The 15,175-nt window shown below is 69.7% G+C and carries 16 protein-coding genes and 1 pseudogene; 4 read left to right on the top strand and 13 right to left on the bottom strand.

The features are described 5' to 3' along the window. Positions 1–37 precede the first annotated feature (37 nt). Entirely contained in the window at positions 38–1,465 is a 1,428-nt protein-coding gene (gene gnd / locus ACEN9J_RS10590; protein WP_057592460.1) for a decarboxylating NADP(+)-dependent phosphogluconate dehydrogenase, read from the bottom strand. A 201-nt stretch (positions 1,466–1,666) separates the two neighbouring features. Between gnd and ACEN9J_RS10585 the strand changes: the two genes are divergently transcribed. Next, positions 1,667–2,683 (top strand): helix-turn-helix domain-containing protein, encoded by a 1,017-nt coding sequence (locus tag ACEN9J_RS10585; protein WP_057598129.1) that lies wholly within the window; start codon positions 1,667–1,669, stop codon positions 2,681–2,683. Positions 2,684–2,762: 79 nt separating this feature from the next. Beyond that, complete coding sequence (locus ACEN9J_RS10580; protein WP_261210486.1) at positions 2,763–3,500, top strand: alpha/beta fold hydrolase; 738 nt, start codon at positions 2,763–2,765, stop codon at positions 3,498–3,500. Here the strand turns inward: ACEN9J_RS10580 and ACEN9J_RS10575 are convergent, their stop codons facing one another. The 10 genes and pseudogenes from ACEN9J_RS10575 to ACEN9J_RS10530 all read right to left on the bottom strand — a co-directional run bounded on the left by ACEN9J_RS10575 (position 3,501) and on the right by ACEN9J_RS10530 (position 10,677). Further along, a complete protein-coding gene (locus ACEN9J_RS10575; protein WP_057594529.1) occupies positions 3,501–4,112 on the bottom strand; it encodes a 3'-5' exonuclease in 612 nt (203 codons plus the stop codon). After that, the gene (locus ACEN9J_RS10570; RefSeq protein ID WP_413764005.1) at positions 4,109–4,573 is read right to left on the bottom strand and encodes a TfoX/Sxy family protein; all 465 of its coding nucleotides are present in this window, start codon (positions 4,571–4,573) and stop codon (positions 4,109–4,111) included. The genes ACEN9J_RS10575 and ACEN9J_RS10570 overlap by 4 nt, the downstream gene beginning before the upstream one ends. 5 nt (positions 4,574–4,578) lie before the next feature. Next, positions 4,579–4,968 (bottom strand): VOC family protein, encoded by a 390-nt coding sequence (locus tag ACEN9J_RS10565; RefSeq protein WP_261210488.1) that lies wholly within the window; start codon positions 4,966–4,968, stop codon positions 4,579–4,581. Positions 4,969–4,991: 23 nt separating this feature from the next. After that, a complete protein-coding gene (locus ACEN9J_RS10560) occupies positions 4,992–5,486 on the bottom strand; it encodes a GNAT family N-acetyltransferase (protein WP_093343159.1) in 495 nt (164 codons plus the stop codon). 10 nt (positions 5,487–5,496) lie between these two features. Then, a complete protein-coding gene (gene fghA / locus ACEN9J_RS10555; protein ID WP_057594525.1) occupies positions 5,497–6,372 on the bottom strand; it encodes an S-formylglutathione hydrolase in 876 nt (291 codons plus the stop codon). After that, the gene (locus ACEN9J_RS10550; RefSeq protein ID WP_413764004.1) at positions 6,369–7,277 is read right to left on the bottom strand and encodes an alpha/beta fold hydrolase; all 909 of its coding nucleotides are present in this window, start codon (positions 7,275–7,277) and stop codon (positions 6,369–6,371) included. Before ACEN9J_RS10550 ends, fghA begins: the two co-directional genes overlap by 4 nt. 17 nt (positions 7,278–7,294) lie before the next feature. Further along, positions 7,295–8,400 (bottom strand): annotated as a pseudogene (locus ACEN9J_RS10545) (S-(hydroxymethyl)glutathione dehydrogenase/class III alcohol dehydrogenase). 72 nt (positions 8,401–8,472) lie between these two features. Beyond that, positions 8,473–9,123 carry a glutathione S-transferase family protein gene (locus tag ACEN9J_RS10540; protein WP_413764003.1) on the bottom strand — a complete coding sequence of 217 codons (651 nt, stop codon included), beginning with the start codon at positions 9,121–9,123 and terminating at the stop codon, positions 8,473–8,475. Beyond that, on the bottom strand, positions 9,120–9,983 hold the full coding sequence (locus tag ACEN9J_RS10535; RefSeq protein ID WP_413764002.1) for an aromatic ring-hydroxylating dioxygenase subunit alpha: 864 nt from the start codon (positions 9,981–9,983) through the stop codon (positions 9,120–9,122). The genes ACEN9J_RS10540 and ACEN9J_RS10535 overlap by 4 nt, the downstream gene beginning before the upstream one ends. 10 nt (positions 9,984–9,993) lie before the next feature. Further along, positions 9,994–10,677 carry a Rieske 2Fe-2S domain-containing protein gene (locus tag ACEN9J_RS10530; protein WP_413764001.1) on the bottom strand — a complete coding sequence of 228 codons (684 nt, stop codon included), beginning with the start codon at positions 10,675–10,677 and terminating at the stop codon, positions 9,994–9,996. Between the two features lie 139 nt (positions 10,678–10,816). Between ACEN9J_RS10530 and ACEN9J_RS10525 the strand changes: the two genes are divergently transcribed. Both ACEN9J_RS10525 and aroQ read left to right on the top strand, forming a co-directional pair. After that, complete coding sequence (locus tag ACEN9J_RS10525; RefSeq protein WP_413764000.1) at positions 10,817–11,788, top strand: LysR family transcriptional regulator; 972 nt, start codon at positions 10,817–10,819, stop codon at positions 11,786–11,788. A 39-nt stretch (positions 11,789–11,827) separates the two neighbouring features. Then, the gene (gene aroQ / locus ACEN9J_RS10520) at positions 11,828–12,268 is read left to right on the top strand and encodes a type II 3-dehydroquinate dehydratase (protein WP_057594519.1); all 441 of its coding nucleotides are present in this window, start codon (positions 11,828–11,830) and stop codon (positions 12,266–12,268) included. Between the two features lie 12 nt (positions 12,269–12,280). On the opposite strand, the gene ACEN9J_RS10515 is transcribed toward aroQ, so the two are convergent. Both ACEN9J_RS10515 and ACEN9J_RS10510 read right to left on the bottom strand, forming a co-directional pair. Continuing rightward, positions 12,281–13,855: a SpoVR family protein gene (locus ACEN9J_RS10515; protein ID WP_413763999.1), complete on the bottom strand. Its 1,575-nt coding sequence runs from the start codon at positions 13,853–13,855 to the stop codon at positions 12,281–12,283. Beyond that, a complete protein-coding gene (locus ACEN9J_RS10510; RefSeq protein WP_413763998.1) occupies positions 13,852–15,144 on the bottom strand; it encodes a YeaH/YhbH family protein in 1,293 nt (430 codons plus the stop codon). The genes ACEN9J_RS10515 and ACEN9J_RS10510 overlap by 4 nt, the downstream gene beginning before the upstream one ends. Positions 15,145–15,175: the final 31 nt, after the last annotated feature.

Genomic DNA, 15,175 nt, shown 5'->3' with positions numbered 1-15,175 from the left:
CGGGCGCCGGCGGTCCGGCGCTCGCAAAGGGCGGTCCTCAGCCGATGACTTCCGGCCACTCCGTGTGGAAGAACTGCCCCTCGGGCTTGTCCACGCGCTCGTAGGTGTGGGCGCCGAAGAAGTCGCGCTGCGCCTGCAGCAGGTTGGCGCTGAGGCGCTCGGTGCGGTAGCTGTCGTAGTAGGCCAGCGAGGCGCTGAAGGCCGGCACCGGGATGCCGTTGCTCACGGCCAGCGCCACCACCTCGCGCCAGTTCTGCTGGGTGCGGTTCAGCAGGTCCTTGAAGAAGGGATCGAGCATCAGGTTGGCCAGCGCCGGATCGGTGCGGAAGGCGTCGGTGATGCGATTGAGGAAGCGCGCGCGGATGATGCAGCCGCCGCGCCAGATCGCCGCGATGCGGCCGAGGTCGAGGCCCCAGCCCTTCTTGTCGCCCATGGTCTTGATGAGGTCGAAGCCCTGGGTGTAGCTGATGACCTTGGAGGCATAGAGCGCGTCGTGCACCTTGGCCACCAGCGCCTTCTTCTCGAGCGAGAGCTCGACCTTCGGGCCCTGCAGCAGCTTGCTCGCGCCCACGCGCGCCTTCTTCTGCGACGACAGCACGCGCGCTTCGACGGCGGCGTTGATGGTGCTGATGACCACCGCGTTCTCGGCCGCGTTGATCAGCGTCCACTGGCCCGTGCCCTTCTGGCCGGCCTTGTCGAGGATCACGTCGACGATCGGCTTGCCCGTTTCCGGGTCCTTCTGTTCGAGCGCCTTGGCGGTGATCTGGATCAGGTAGCTCTGCAGCTCGCCGTCGTTCCACTCGTTGAAGATCGCGGCCATCTCGTCGGTCGTGAAGCCGGCGGCCTTGAACAGGCTGTAGGCCTCGCAGATCAGCTGCATGTCGCCGTACTCGATGCCGTTGTGCACCATCTTCACGTAGTGGCCGGCGCCGCCCGGGCCGATGTGGATCACGCAGGGCTCGCCATCGACCTTGGCCGCGATGCTCTCGAAGATCGGCTTCATCACCTCCCAGGTCGAGGCCGGGCCGCCCGGCATGATCGACGGGCCCTTGCGCGCGCCTTCCTCGCCGCCCGAGACGCCCGCGCCGATGAAGCGCAGGCCCTTGCTCGAGAGGTAGGCGTCGCGGCGCTCGGTGTCGGTGTAGAGGCTGTTGCCGCCGTCGATGACGATGTCGTCCTTGTCGAGCAGCGGGATGAGCTGCTCGATCACCTGGTCGACCGGCGCGCCGGCCTTGACCATGATCTGGATCTTGCGCGGCTTCGCGAGGCTCTGCACGAATTCCTCGAGCGTCTTCGCGCCCACCAGCTTCTTGCCGGGGTTGGCGGCGATGAAGGCCTCGGTGGTGGCTTCGGTGCGGTTGTAGACGCTGACCTGGAAGCCGCGGCTTTCCACGTTCAGCACGAGGTTCTGGCCCATCACGGCCAGCCCGATCAGTCCGAAGTCGCTTTGTTTGGTGGTGGTCATGGCCTGGGTGTTTCCTTCCTGGTGCGCACGCCGACGGCGGCCGGTGCGCGGGGTTGATGCAGCAGGCCATTGTGCCGACCGCCCGCCGGCCGCGCCGTCAGCGGCCGCCTATAACCGGACCGCCTTCCCGGGCGAGCCCGCTTGGCAAGCCTGGCCGGCTTCGGTATGTTGCAGCCGACCCATCCACGGGGAGACCCCTCCATGCCCATCCAGCCCCACGCCGAAGCCCATCGTCCGCCGGCCGCGATCGAGCGCTGGTCCACCGACGCGGTGCCGCCCGCGCAGCGCCTGGACTACTGGGTCGGCGCGGTCTGCGAGGGCTTCCTCGAGATGGAGGTGACCAGCCCGCAGGCGCGGCATTTCGACGCCACGCTCGAATCGGCCCCGCTGGGCACGCCGGAGCTCGGCATCGGCGTCAACCGCGTGCGCGGCAGCGCGCAGGACGTCTACCGCACGCGCCGCGCGATCGAGCGCAGCCGCAGCAACTTCTACTACCTGCTGTGCAAGACCGACACCGCCTGGAGCGTCGAGCAGGAAGGGCGCAGCGCGCGCATGCTGCCGGGCGACGCGGTGCTGGTCGATTCGCGGCGCAGCTATGCCTTCCACTTCGTGCAGTCGGCCGACACCATCTCGCTCGAGCTGCCCACGGCCTGGGTCGAGTCCTGGCTGCCCGACGCGCCGGGCCAGCTCGCCTGCCGCATCGACGGCAGCGCGGGCTGGGGCAGCGTGCTGAGCCGCTTCGTGCAGCAGCTCACGCCCGAGGCCGCGAGCGCGCCGCCGCTGCCGCCGCGCCTCTTGGCCGACCAGCTCGGCGGGCTGCTCGCGCTGGCCACCGGACCGGGCGTGGCCGCGGCGGTGGAGCCGGGCGCGCGCGCCGCGCTGCGCCGGCGCGTGCTCGAGGCCACGCGCGAGCGCCATGCCGAGCCCGGCCTCACGGCCGAGGCGGTGGCGCGCGAGCTCGGTATCTCGCAGCGCAGCCTGCACCGCTGCCTGGCCGACGGTGGCGCTACCTTCGCCGCCACGCTGCTCGACTGCCGCATGCAGGCCGCGCGGCGCATGCTCGGCGACGCGCGCTTCGACCGTCTTGCGGTGGCCGAGATCGGCTTTCGCTGCGGCCTGGCCGATGCCTCGCACTTCGTGCGCCTGTGCCGCCAGCAGCTGGGCGCCACCCCGGGTGCCCTGCGGCTGGCGCGAATCGGCCATCGTGCTGGCGGCTAGCGGCCATCGGCGCGGCGCCGGGCTTCCTACAGTCGCTGCGTTCACCGCACGCAACCCCGCACCCATCGAGGAGACCCCCATGTCCGACACCTATGTCCTGATCCACGGCGCCTGGCACACCGGTGCCGAAATGGAGGCCGTCGCGAACGGCCTGCGCGAGGCCGGCCACACCGTGCACTGCCCCACGCTCGCGGGCAACCGGCCCGGCGACGACCGCGCGAAGATCGGCCTGGCCGACGCGATCGATTCGGCGCTGCAGTACATCGAGGAGAAGAATCTCTCGCAGCTGCGGCTCGTGGGCCACAGCTATGGCGGCATGGTGATCACGGGCGTGGCCGACCGCCTCGCGCAACAGCCGGGCAGGATCGCGCGGCTGGTCTACGTGAATGCCTTCGTGCCGCAGCCCGGCGAGTCGCTCAACGACATGGTGCCGCCGCACTACGTGGCGCTGTTCGATGCGGTGGCGGCCGCAAACAATCAGGCCGTGACCTTGCCGTTCGAGATCTGGCGCGATGCCTTCATCAACGACGCCGACATGGCGCTCGCGCGCTCGGCCTACGAGCAGCTCAACCCGCACCCGTACCGCACCTTCACCGACAAGATCGTGCTGAGCCAGCCCATGGCCGCGCTGCAGGTGGGCAAGTCCTACGTCAACTGCCAGCAGGACATCGCGCTGCCGCACAGCCTGCCCTGGCATCCGCGGCTGTCGGAGCGGCTGGGCCTCTTCAGGCTGGTCGAATGCCCGGGCAGCCACGAGATGTTCTTCTCGAACCCCAAGCGGCTCGCGCAGGCGATCCTCGAGGCGGGGCGCGACTGATCAGTCGCGCGGCAGCAGCGCGTCGAACACGCGGATCGACGCATAGGCATCGTTGGCCGCATAGCGCAGTTGCGCCTCGCTGAGCCGGTGGCTGGCCCAGTTCGAGGTCGTGGCCTTGCGCGACTTCGTGAAGCGCTGGCCGAACACCAGCGCCACGGCGGTCTTCACGCCGACCGAGCGGCGGTAGCCGCGGCGGCGGAACTCGTCGTCGATGTCGTAGACCGCGCGCGGCTCCACCTTGAGCTTCTGGCGGATCAGCGAGAGATCGCTCGAGAGGCCGAAGCCCACCTTCCGCAGCGCCTCGGAACCGATCAGCGCGCCCAGCACCTCGTTGCAGTCGCTGCGATGCAGCTGGAACAGCCACGCGGTCTCGCGCGTGGCGAACTGCACCAGGTGCGGGCCGGTCGAGACCTCGTTCTTGGCGAAGGTGGGCTTGGACTCGGTGTCGAAGCCGACCACGCCCGCGGCCAGCAGCGCGGCGGCCGCGCGCTCGGCATCGTCGCGCGTGGCGACCAGCACGATGTCGTTCAGGCCCAGGCCCTCGAAGGGCTCGAGCAGCGCGATCTCCTCGCGTTCGGGCAGCGGGGGCAGGGGTGTGCGGGTGGTGTTCAACGGGGAGCCGCCTTCCGGGCCGTCTTTGCCGGGACGGTCTTCTTCGCGGCGGTTTTCTTCGCCGCCACCTTCCTGGCGGGCGCCTTCTTCGCCGCCGCCTTCTTCGCGGCGGCCGCCTTGCGCGCCGCCTTCGGCACCGTGCCCGAGCGCAGCGCGGCCTCGAAGGCGCGCCGGCCCCACAGGGCGGCCTCCTCGCGGTCCTCGAACAGCTCGGGCGGCGCCTCGCGGTAGGACATCGGCATCTGCTTGCCCTGGCGCTCGTAGATGAAGGGCGGCAGGTTCAGCCGGTCGAAATGCATGGCGCTTTCGGCATCGGACTTCAGGTAGAGCGTGTCGCGTATCACCAGCGCGAACATGCGGCCCTCGTGGTAGATGCCGAAGCCGCTGAACATGCGGCGGATGTCGATGCGGCCGAAGCGCTCGAAGGTCTCGTGCAGGCTGTCGGCGAAGGCGTTCTTCATGGTGTTCAGGCCGTGATCTCGATGCGGTTGCCGTCGGGGTCGAGCACCACGCTCTCGTAGTAGCCGTCGCCGGTGCGGCGCGGGCCGTCGAGCAGCGGGTAGCCGTCGGCCTGCAGCCGGCGGCTCAGCGCGTCGACCGCTTCCTCCGAGCCCACGCTGATCGCGAGATGGGTCCAGCCCATGCGCTGGGCGCCGGGCTCGGCCGTCACCGGAGAGAGCGTGCTGGTGGTCATGGCCTCGATGCGGGCGCCGTCGCCCAGGCTCAGGAAGCAGGAGGCGAAACCCTTCGCGGGATTGACGTAGCCCTCGCCCGCGGCGGCGCCGAAATAGTCGACGTAGAAGCGCTTGCAGCGTTCGAGGTCGGTGGTCCAGAGGGCGATGTGGTCGATGCGCATGGTGGGGGAGATGGCAGGTGGTTTCAGGCCTTGCGCCAGGGCGCGCGCGCCGGGTACCAGTGGTAGCTGATGCGTTCGCGCCCGCTGGTCGGATGGCGGTCGACCGTGCCGCGCGCGAGGCCGTAGCGTTCGTAGAAGCGCTGGGCCGCGGTGTTGGTGAGCGCCACGTGCAGCCGCCAGCCGGTGGGCATGCGCACGCAGGCCTCGTCGAGCAGCGCCTGGCCCAGGCCCTGGTTGCGCAGGTGCGGATCGACGAACAGCTGCGCCACGTACTCGCGCCGGTCGTGCAGCACCATGAAGGCCAGTGCCTGCGCGTCGCGCTCGGCGATCACCACCTCGGCCGGCGCCACGAACTCGGTGCGCACGCGCTGCAGCCAGTGGGCGATCGGTTCGATCACGGGCGTGCCCGGATGCGAGGCCGCCCAGGCCCGGCGCCAGATGCCGGCGAGCACCATGTTCTCCTCCGCCGCGCCATCGCGCAGTCGCAGGTGGAAGGCGGGCGTCTGGGCGTCGGACATGGCCGTTCGTTCAGCCGCGCAGCACCTGCGCGTGGTGCGCCAGGTGGTCGGCCATGAAGCTCTGGATGAAGTAGTAGCCGTGGTCGTAGCCCGCGTGGCGCCGCAGCGTGAGCGGCTGGCCGGCGGCGAAGCAGGCGGCCTCGAAGGCCTCGGGATGCAGCTGCTCGGCGAGGAATTTGTCGGCCAGGCCCTGGTCGACCAGGATGCCGTGCGGATAGGGCGCCGCGACCTGCGACTGCATCAGCGCGCTGGCATCGTGCGCGAGCCAGGCCGCGCGGTCGTCGCCGGGTTCGCCGAGGTAGCCGCGCAGCGCCTTGTCGCCCCAGGGGCACTGGGTGGGCGCGCAGATCGGCGCGAAGGCAGACAGCGAGAGGAAGCGCCCCGGATGGCGCAGCGCCAGCGTGAGCGCGCCGTGGCCGCCCATCGAGTGGCCGAAGATGCCCAGGCGCGCGGTGTCGATCGCGAACTGGCGGCCCACCAGCGGCAGCAGCTCCTGCACGATCCAGCTCTCCATGCGCCAGTGGGCGGCCCAGGGCGCCTCGGTGGCGTCGAGGTAGAAGCCGGCGCCGATGCCGAAGTCCCAGCTCGCGCTGGCGCCCGGCAGCGCTTCCACGGCCGCGCCGCGCGGGCTGGTGTCGGGTGCGATCAGCGCGAGGCCGAGGCTGGCGGCCATGCGCTGCGCGCCGGCCTTGATCGCGAAGGTCTCCTCGTTGCAGGTCAGGCCCGCGAGGTACAGCAGCGCCGGCACGCGCTCGTTCGCGGCCTGCGGCGGCAGGTAGACCGAGAAGCGCATCGGCAGGCCGATCTCGTGCGAGGCCTGTTCGTAGAAGCCCTGCACGCCGCCGAAGCAGTGGTGCTCGGACAGGGTCTTGAGCAGATCGGTCATGCGGCGCCCCGCACCAGTTCGAGCACCGCGTCGGCGAAGGCGCGCGGCGCCTCCTGCGGCAGGTTGTGGCCCGCGCCCGGCACCAGCCGGTGCGAGCGCGGTCCGCTGAAGCGCGGCGCATGCGCCGATGCGTCGGCCGGCGGTCGCACGCCGTCGTCGATGCCGTCGAAGGTGATCGCGGGCACGCGGATGACCGGCTGCGCGGCCAGCTGGCGATCGATGTCGGCATAGGCCGGATCGCCCGCCACCAGGCCGAAGCGGTGGCGGTACGAATGGATCACCACCTCCACGAAGTCGGGATGGTCGAAGGCCGCGGCGCTGCGCTCGAAGGTGGCGTCGTCGAAGCGCCAGGTCGGCGACCACAGCTTCCACAGCAGCCTGGCGATGGCCTTTCGGTCCTTCTGCAGGCCGGCGCGGCCACGTTCGCTGTGGAAGTAGTACTGGTACCAGAGGCTGTGCTCGTTCTCGGGCGTGTCGGGCTCCATCGCGCGGGCGATGTTCTGGATGTTGTAGCTGTTGAGCGATACCAGTCCCGCGCAGCGCTCGGGCCACAGCGCCGCCACCACGCAGGCGGCGCGGCCGCCCCAGTCGTAGCCGGCGAGCACGGCGCGGTCGATCTTCAGCGCGTCGAGCAGCGCCAGCAGGTCGGCGCCGAAGGCCGCCTGTTCGCCCGAGCGCGGCGTGTCGGCGCTCAGGAAGCGCGTGCCGCCGTAGCCGCGCATGTACGGCACGATGGTGCGGCAGCCCTCGGCCGCGAGCAGCGGCGCGACCTCGGCATAGGTGTGGATGTCGTAGGGGAAGCCGTGCATCAGCAGCACGGGCGGTCCGTCGGCCGGGCCGCTCTCGTGGTAGGCGACCTCGAGCACGCCGGCTTCGATGCGGCGCAGGGGCTCCATGCGTTCCATGGTCGGCACCCGCGGCGTCAGTAGAGCACCACGCCGCGGATCGACTCGCCGCGCTTCATGAGGTCGAAGCCGTCGTTGATCTTCTCGAGCGGCATGGTGTGCGTGATCAGGTCGTCGATGTTGATCTTGCCTTCCATGTACCAGTCGACGATCTTCGGCACGTCGGTGCGGCCGCGCGCGCCGCCGAAGGCCGAGCCTTCCCACTTGCGGCCGGTGACCAGCTGGAACGGGCGGGTGCTGATCTCGGCGCCGGCCTCGGCCACGCCGATGATGATGCTGCGGCCCCAGCCCTTGTGCGTGCACTCGAGCGCCTGGCGCATCACCTTGGTGTTGCCGATGCACTCGAAGCTGTAGTCGGCGCCGCCGTCGGTCAGCTGCACGATGGCGTCGACCACGTTCTCGGTGTCCTTCGGGTTGATGAAGTGCGTCATGCCGAACTTGCGCGCCATGGCTTCGCGCTCGGGGTTCAGGTCGACGCCGATGATCTTGTCGGCGCCCACCATCTTTGCGCCCTGGATCACGTTCAGGCCGATGCCGCCGAGGCCGAACACCACCACGTTGGCGCCGGCTTCCACCTTGGCCGTGAAGATCACCGCGCCGATGCCGGTGGTGACGCCGCAGCCGATGTAGCAGACCTTGTCGAAGGGCGCGTCCTCGCGGATCTTGGCCAGCGAGATCTCGGGCGCGACCGTGTAGTTGCTGAAGGTGGAGGTGCCCATGTAGTGGGCGATGGGCTTGCCGTCGAGGCTGAAGCGGCTGGTGCCGTCGGGCATCAGGCCCTTGCCCTGGGTGCCGCGGATCAGCTGGCACAGGTTGGTCTTGCGCGACAGGCAGAACTTGCACTGGCGGCATTCGGGCGTGTAGAGCGGAATGACGTGGTCGCCCTTCTTGAGCGTGGTGACGCCGGGGCCGACGTCGACCACGATGCCGGCGCCCTCATGGCCGAGGATGGCGGGGAAGATGCCTTCGGGGTCGGCGCCCGAGAGCGTGTAGTAGTCGGTGTGGCAGATGCCGGTAGCCTTGATCTCGACGAGCACTTCGCCGAACCGGGGGCCGTCGAGGTCCACGGTTTCGATGGTCAGGGGGCTCCGGATTTCCAGGCGACGGCGGCTTTGGTTTTCATGGCGTGTTCGGGGGAAAGGGGGGAGGAGGGAAGGAATGGGGGCCGGCAGGCGGCGCGAAGCCCCAAGGATACTCAGGCGGGGCCAGCGGGGAAGATACCCGACATGCCGATGAACCCGGGCAGATGTCGGAAATCCCAGACCCAGTGCCGCAGGGCGGGAAATTCGTCGAGCGAAATGCCGCCTTCGCCGGCCAGCGCCACGTAGGGGAAGCAGGCCAGGTCGGCGATCGTCGGCTCGGCCGCCGCGGCCAGCCAGCGCAGGCCGGCGCTCGCCTGCTCGGCCAGGTGGTCGTCGAGCACGCGGAACACGGCGCGCGCACCGGCGCGGCAGGCCTCGATGTCGAGGTGGCGGTAGCCCAGCGCGTCGTGCAGCCGCGCGGCCGAGGCGGTGCGCGTGATCTCGTCGGCCGTGGCGAGCCACATCGCGACTTGGCCGCGCAGCCTCGGATCGTCGGGGTACCAGCGCCGCTGGGCGTCGTGGCGGCTCGCGAGGTAGACCAGGATCGCCTGCGCATCGCGCAGCACGAAGCCCTCGTCCTCGATCACCGGGATCTGGCCGAGCGGGTTGAGCTGCGCGAGGAACGCGGCCGACTTGTGCGCGCGCCCCGGGTAGAAGTCGACCGGCACGGCCTCGTAGGGAACGGCCAGCCAGGCCAGCAGCTGCCGCACCTTGAAGCAGTTGCCCGAGAGCGGGTAGTCGTGGAGCCTGAGCAGCGTCGTCATGTGGCGGCCCTCGTGCCGAAGCGCATGCCGCGTTCGCGCAGCCAGCGGCGGTAGGTGACGGAGGTGGTGTCGCCGCGCGTCGGCGTCTCGGCGCGGCCTTCGAGCGGCATGCGCTTGAAGGCGTGGTTCTCGAGGATCGGCTTGTCCTGGCCGAAGATCGTGTGCTGGAACGCGATGAGCTCGGCGTCGCTCGACACGTCGTCGAAGTAGGCGAGCACCGTGTGGGCGATCACGTGCTCGTCGTCGAGCGGCTGCAGGAACAGGCCGATCGCGTCCCGTGCCTCGGGCCGCAGGCTCGACTTGTAGAGCATGGCCGAGAAGGGCTGCATCACGCGGTAGGTGTAGCGCACGTCGGCGCCGCTGTCGTGCGCGGCCGAGGCGCGCGGCTGCCAGAAGCGGCAGTCGGTGGCCCAGATCTCGCCGGTGGCGGGCTCGATCGCCACCTCGTACCGGGCGACCTCGGTGTGCGGCACCTTGCCGAGGTAGTCGGCATGCACGAAGGGAAAGTGCGCCATGTCGAGGAAGTTCTCGATCACGCGCAGCCCCGACACCGCGACGCCGATGCCGCCGCAGTCGACGAGGCGGCGCCCGGGCTCGGTGTACTCCGGAAACTCGAACAGCGGGCGCGCGGGCCGGCCGCTGGGGCAGACCCAGAGGTAGCCGTGGCGCGATTGCACGGAAAGCGGCTGCGTGCCGAGCCGGCATTGCGGCGTGCCATCGGCCTCGGCCCACAGCGAGAGCGTGGCGCCGAGCAGGCAGGTGCCGTAGGGCTGCCGCTGCGAGCGGCCGGCGAGCGCGCTCGCGGGGCCGACGACCAGCCAGTCGTCGAGCATGTTGGGGTCGTCGGTGACGAAGGGCATCGTGCTTCCTTCAGGTCTCGGGTTGTTCGATGTCGCCGCGCAGGGTTCGCGCGGCCGCGTGCAGGGTCCTCATGGCCTCGGAGCCCGGGGCGGCCCCGGTCCACAGGTGGATGAAGGCCAGTTGCGGTTGCGCGTCGAGCAGCAGCGCGACGGTCGGCGTGCCGCCGAGCGTGCCGCGCCAGGCGCCCGGGGCGGCGCCGGCCGCGAAGCCCAGCCGTGGGAGTGCCTCGCGCACCTGTCGCGCGCCGGCGCGCAAGGTCAGCGTGCGGCAGAAGTGCCAGCCGGCCGGCACGGCATCGGCCAGTGCCTGCGGCGCGGGCGGCGCCGCGTCGCCCTCGTGCGCCAGGTTCACCCACAGCATGCCCGCCGCGTCGACCGCGCCGAACACCCTGGCGCAGACGTTGCGCGGCGCGGGCATCGCCGGATGGGCGGGAATGCCGACGCACTGCCCGTTGCCCGCGGCGTACTGCCAGCCGTGGTAGGCGCAGGAGAGGCGGTTCTCGACCACCTGGCCGAGCGTGAAGCGCACGCTGCGGTGCGGACAGCGGTTCTCCCAGGCCTGGGCCGCGCCGTCGGCCGAGCGCCAGAGCGCGAGCTCCTGGCCCTCGGCGAAGCCGGCGACGATGTTGGCGCCGGGGCGCAGCCCGGCCGAAGGGGCGACGGGGTGCCAGGGGAAGGCGGTGGAATTCGTCATGGGGTACTCCGTGGGACATGGCATAGCATTCGCCACGCCCGCGCCGACCGTATCGTGTCCCGCCCTCCGATGAAAGCCACATGCCGAGACGCAACTTTTCATTTCTGAAACGGCCGACCCTCGCCGACAGGGAGCGCGCGTGACCGGCATCGACCTGGCGCTGGTGCAGGCCTTCGTGCTCGTCGTGCAAAGCGGCAGCCTCACGCGGGCCGAGAGCCTGTCGGGGGTTTCGAAGGCCACGCTGAGCCGGCAGCTCACGCGGCTGGAGGAACTGCTGGGCGCGCAGCTGCTGATGCGCAGCTCGCGCCGCATCACCGCGACCGAGGCGGGCCGTGCCTTCTTCGTGCGCTGCGAGGACCTGCTCGGCGAGGTCACGGGCCGGCTCGAGACGGCGCGCACCGAGATCCAGGAGATCACCACCGGCGTGTCGGGCAGCCTCTCGCTGCTGTCGGACACCCAGTTCGGCACCTCCTTCGTCTGCCACGTGGTGAAGCTGTTCCTGGAGTCGCATCCCAACGTGCGCTGCCAGCTCGACGTGGCGAGCCGGCCGAACGCGCCGAACATCGGCGACGTGGACTGCTACGTGTGCTCGGAGCCGCCCGACGCGCCGAACCTCGTCGCCAAGCTGCTGGGCCAGCTCAACCACGGCCTCTATGCGAGCCCGCAGTACCTCGAGCGCCAGGGCACGCCGCGCTCGCCCGACGACCTGGCGGCGCACCGCGCGATCGTGATGAAGGAGGCCGCGGGGCCCTCGCAGGTGCTGCTGGTGTCGGGCGCGTCGGGCCGCCATGCCTACCGACCCGAACCCACCTTCGAGACCAACGACCACTGGGTGATGAAGACCTTCTGCATCGACGGCCTGGGCATCGCGCTCCTGCCGGCCTTCTTCGTGCGGCCCGAGCTGGCGCAGGGCGTGCTGGTGCCGGTGATGCCGCAGTGGCAGCCGCAGCCGCGGCGCATCTACTGCGCCTACCAGCGGCAGCGCTACATGGGGCAGAAGCTGCGCGCCTTCGTCGACCTGATGGCGCGCTGCGTGGTCGACATCGACTCGTACAACTACTACGTCGGCTCGTCCGCGGCCCGGCGGGGCAGGGCGGGTGCCAGACCATAATGGCGGCCCGTCCGACGCGTGCTGCCAGCCCGATCCATCATGAAGAAAATCCTCGTCCTCAACGGCCCCAACCTCAACCTCCTGGGAACGCGCGAGCCCGAACAGTACGGCCGCGACACGCTGGCCGACGTGGAGCGCCTGTGCCATGAAACGGGCGCGAAGCTCGGCGTGGCGATCGAGTGCCGCCAGACCAACCACGAAGGCGTGCTGGTCGACTGGATCCAGGAAGCGGGCCGCGAGGTGGCGGCCGGCACCATGCTCGGCGTGGTGATGAACCCGGGGGCCTACACCCACACCTCGATCGCGCTGCACGACGCCATCAAGGGCGCGAGCGTGCCGCTGATCGAGCTGCACATCTCGAACGTGCATGCGCGCGAGGAGTTCCGCCACCGCTCGTACATCTCGCCGGCGGCGCGCGGGATCATCGTGGGGCTGGGCGTGAAGGGCTACACGCTGGCGATCGCCGCGCTCGTGCCCTGAGCCTCGGCTCGGCTAGTACAGCGCCCGCGGCGCCGAGGCCTTCCAGCTGCGGCTGATGCGGCCCTGCGCATCGACGCTCTCGAGGTGCACGTCGAAGCCCCACAGCCGCGCCACGTGCTTGAGCACCTCCTCGGCATCGTCGTGCAGCGGCAGGCTGTTGCGCTGGGTGTGGCGCAGCGTCAGCGAGCGGTCGCCGCGCATATTGACGTTCCAGACCTGGATGTCGGGCTCGCGGCTGCCGAGGTCGTACTGGCGCGACAGCGATTCGCGCAGCGCCTGGTAGCCGCTGTCGTCGTGGATCGCCGAGACCTCGAGCTCGGATTCGCTCTGATGGTCGCGGATCGCGAACAGGCGGAAGTCGCGCATGGTCTTCGGGCTCAGGAACTGGCCCACGAAGCTCTCGTCCTTGAAGTTGCGCATCGCGTAGTCGAGCGTGGCCACCCAGTCGCTGCCCGCGAAGTCGGGGAACCAGCGCCGGTCCTCGTCGGTGGGCTTCTCGCAGATGCGGCGCAGCTCGGTGTACATCGCGAAGCCGAGCGCATAGGGGTTGATGCCGCTATAGGCGCGGTGGCCCACCGGCGGCTGGAAGATCACGCCGGTGTGCGAGCTCAGCCACTCCATCATGAAGCCGTCGTCGAGCTGGCCGCGGTCGTACATGGTGTTGAGCAGCGTGTAGTGCCAGAAGGTGGCCCAGCCCTCGTTCATGACCTGGGTCTGGCGCTGCGGATAGAAGTACTGCGCGATCTTGCGCACGATGCGCACCACCTCGCGCTGCCAGGGCTCGAGCAGCGCGGCGTTTTTCTCGATGAAGTAGAGCAGGTTCTCCTGCGGCTCGAGCGGAAAGCGCGGCGCCGATTCCGAGCCGGCGTTCTGCTCGCTGCGCCGCGGCAGCGTGCGCCAGAGGTCGTTGACCTGCTGCTGCATGTGGCGCTCGCGCTCGGCGCGCTGGGCGCTCTCCTGCGCCAGCGAGCGCTTCTGCGGCCGGCGGTAGCGGTCCACGCCGTAGTTCATCAGCGCATGGCAGGAGTCGAGCAGCTTCTCGACCTCGTCCACGCCATGGCGCTCCTCGCATTCGGCGATGTAGTGCCGCGCATAGACCAGGTAGTCGATGATCGAGGACGCATCGGTCCACATGCGGAACAGGTAGTTGCCCTTGAAGAAGCTGTTGTGGCCATAGGCCGCGTGCGCGATCACCAGGGCCTGCATGGCCATGGTGTTCTCTTCCATCAGGTAGGCGATGCAGGGATCGGAGTTGATCACGATCTCGTAGGCCAGCCCCATGTGGCCGCGGCGGTAGTTCTTCTCGGTGGCGATGAACTGCTTGCCGTACGACCAGTGCCTGTAGATCATCGGCATGCCCACGCTGGCGTAGGCATCCATCATCTGCTCGGCCGTGATGATCTCGAGCTGGTTCGGGTAGACGTCGAGGCCGTAGCCGCGCGCGGTGCGCGCGATCTCGGTGTGGTAGCGCTCGATCAGGTCGAAGGTCCAGTCCGAGGGGCTCGGCAAGCGCTCGAGCTTGCCTTGCGGGATGGTGGCGGCGGTCGGCAGCGGCGGTGCCGAAGGAGGGCGATCGGCGGAGGTCATGCGCTGGCTCCTTCCTTCTTGAACAGGTCGCGGAACACAGGATAGATGTCGCTCGCCTCGGACACCTTGCGCATCGCGAAGTTGGGCTCGATGCCTTCGAGCTGCGCGTATTCCTGCCACAGGTTCTGCTCGGTCTCGGCCACCTGCACGTAGGCGTAGTAGCGCACCTTCGGCAGGATGTTCTCCTCGAGCAGCTGGCGGCAGCGCCCGCTGTCCTGGTGCCAGTTGTCGCCGTCGCTGGCCTGCGCGCCGTAGATGTTCCATTCGCCGCTGGGGTAGCGCGCGCGCACGATCTCGTCCATCAGCACCAGCGCGCTCGACACCACGGTGCCGCCGGTCTCGGTGGCGTGGAAGAACTCGTCCTCGCTGACCTCCTGCGCCTGCGTGTGATGGCGCAGGAACACCAGGTCGATGGTCTCGTAGTGCCGCGTGAGGAACATGTACAGCAGCATGAAGAAGCGCTTGGCCATGTCCTTGCGCGCCTCGTCCATCGAGCCCGAGACGTCCATGAGGCAGAACATCACGGCCTTGGCGCTGGGCACCGGCGTCTTCACGCGGTTGCGGTAGCGCAGGTCGATCGGATCGATGTAGGGCACGTGGCGCGCGGTGCGGCGCAACTCCTCGATGCGTGCCTCGGTCTCGGCGATCTCGTTCTGGATGAAGGGCTGCGTGGCCTGCGGATGCGCCTTCAGGTGCAGCAGGTGCGCCTCGAGCCGGCGCAGTTCCTTGCGCGGTTCGCCGCCGAGCGCGATGCGCCGGGCCAGCGCGCCGCGCATCGAGCGCACCACGTGCAGGTTGTTGGGCGTGCCGTCGCTGGTGAAGCCCGCGCGGTGGCTCTTCCATTCGGGCACGTCGGCGATCTGCGTGCGGATCAGGTGCGGCAGCGCGAGGTCGTCGAAGAACACGCGCATGAACTCCTCGCGCGTGAGGTGGAACACGAAGTCGTCGTTGCCCTCGCCGCTGTCGCTGGCCTCGCCGCTGCCCGAGCTGCCGCCCTGGCCGCCCTCGGGGCGCTTGATGCGGTCGCCGCGCACGTACTCCTGGTTGCCCGGGTGCACGTACTCGCGGTCGCCGCCGCGCGCATGGCCGAACACCGGCTCCGACACATCGTGGCGCGGCAGCGTCACATCCTCGCCCTGTTCCAGTTCGCGGATGTTGCGGCCGCTCACGGCTCGCCGTACCGCCTCCTGGATCTGGCCGCGGTAGCGCCGGAGAAAGCGCTCGCGGTTGCCGATGGACTTGTTCTTGCCCGAGAGCCGGCGGTCGATGATCTGCTGCAGGATGGCCACGATGGTTTCAAAGCTCCTTGCAAAACGATGG

Origin of the sequence: Variovorax sp. Varisp41, assembly GCF_047325085.1 — a bacterium.
Lineage (GTDB): Bacteria > Pseudomonadota > Gammaproteobacteria > Burkholderiales > Burkholderiaceae_C > Variovorax.
This window is presented reverse-complemented; position numbering and strand designations above follow the sequence as displayed.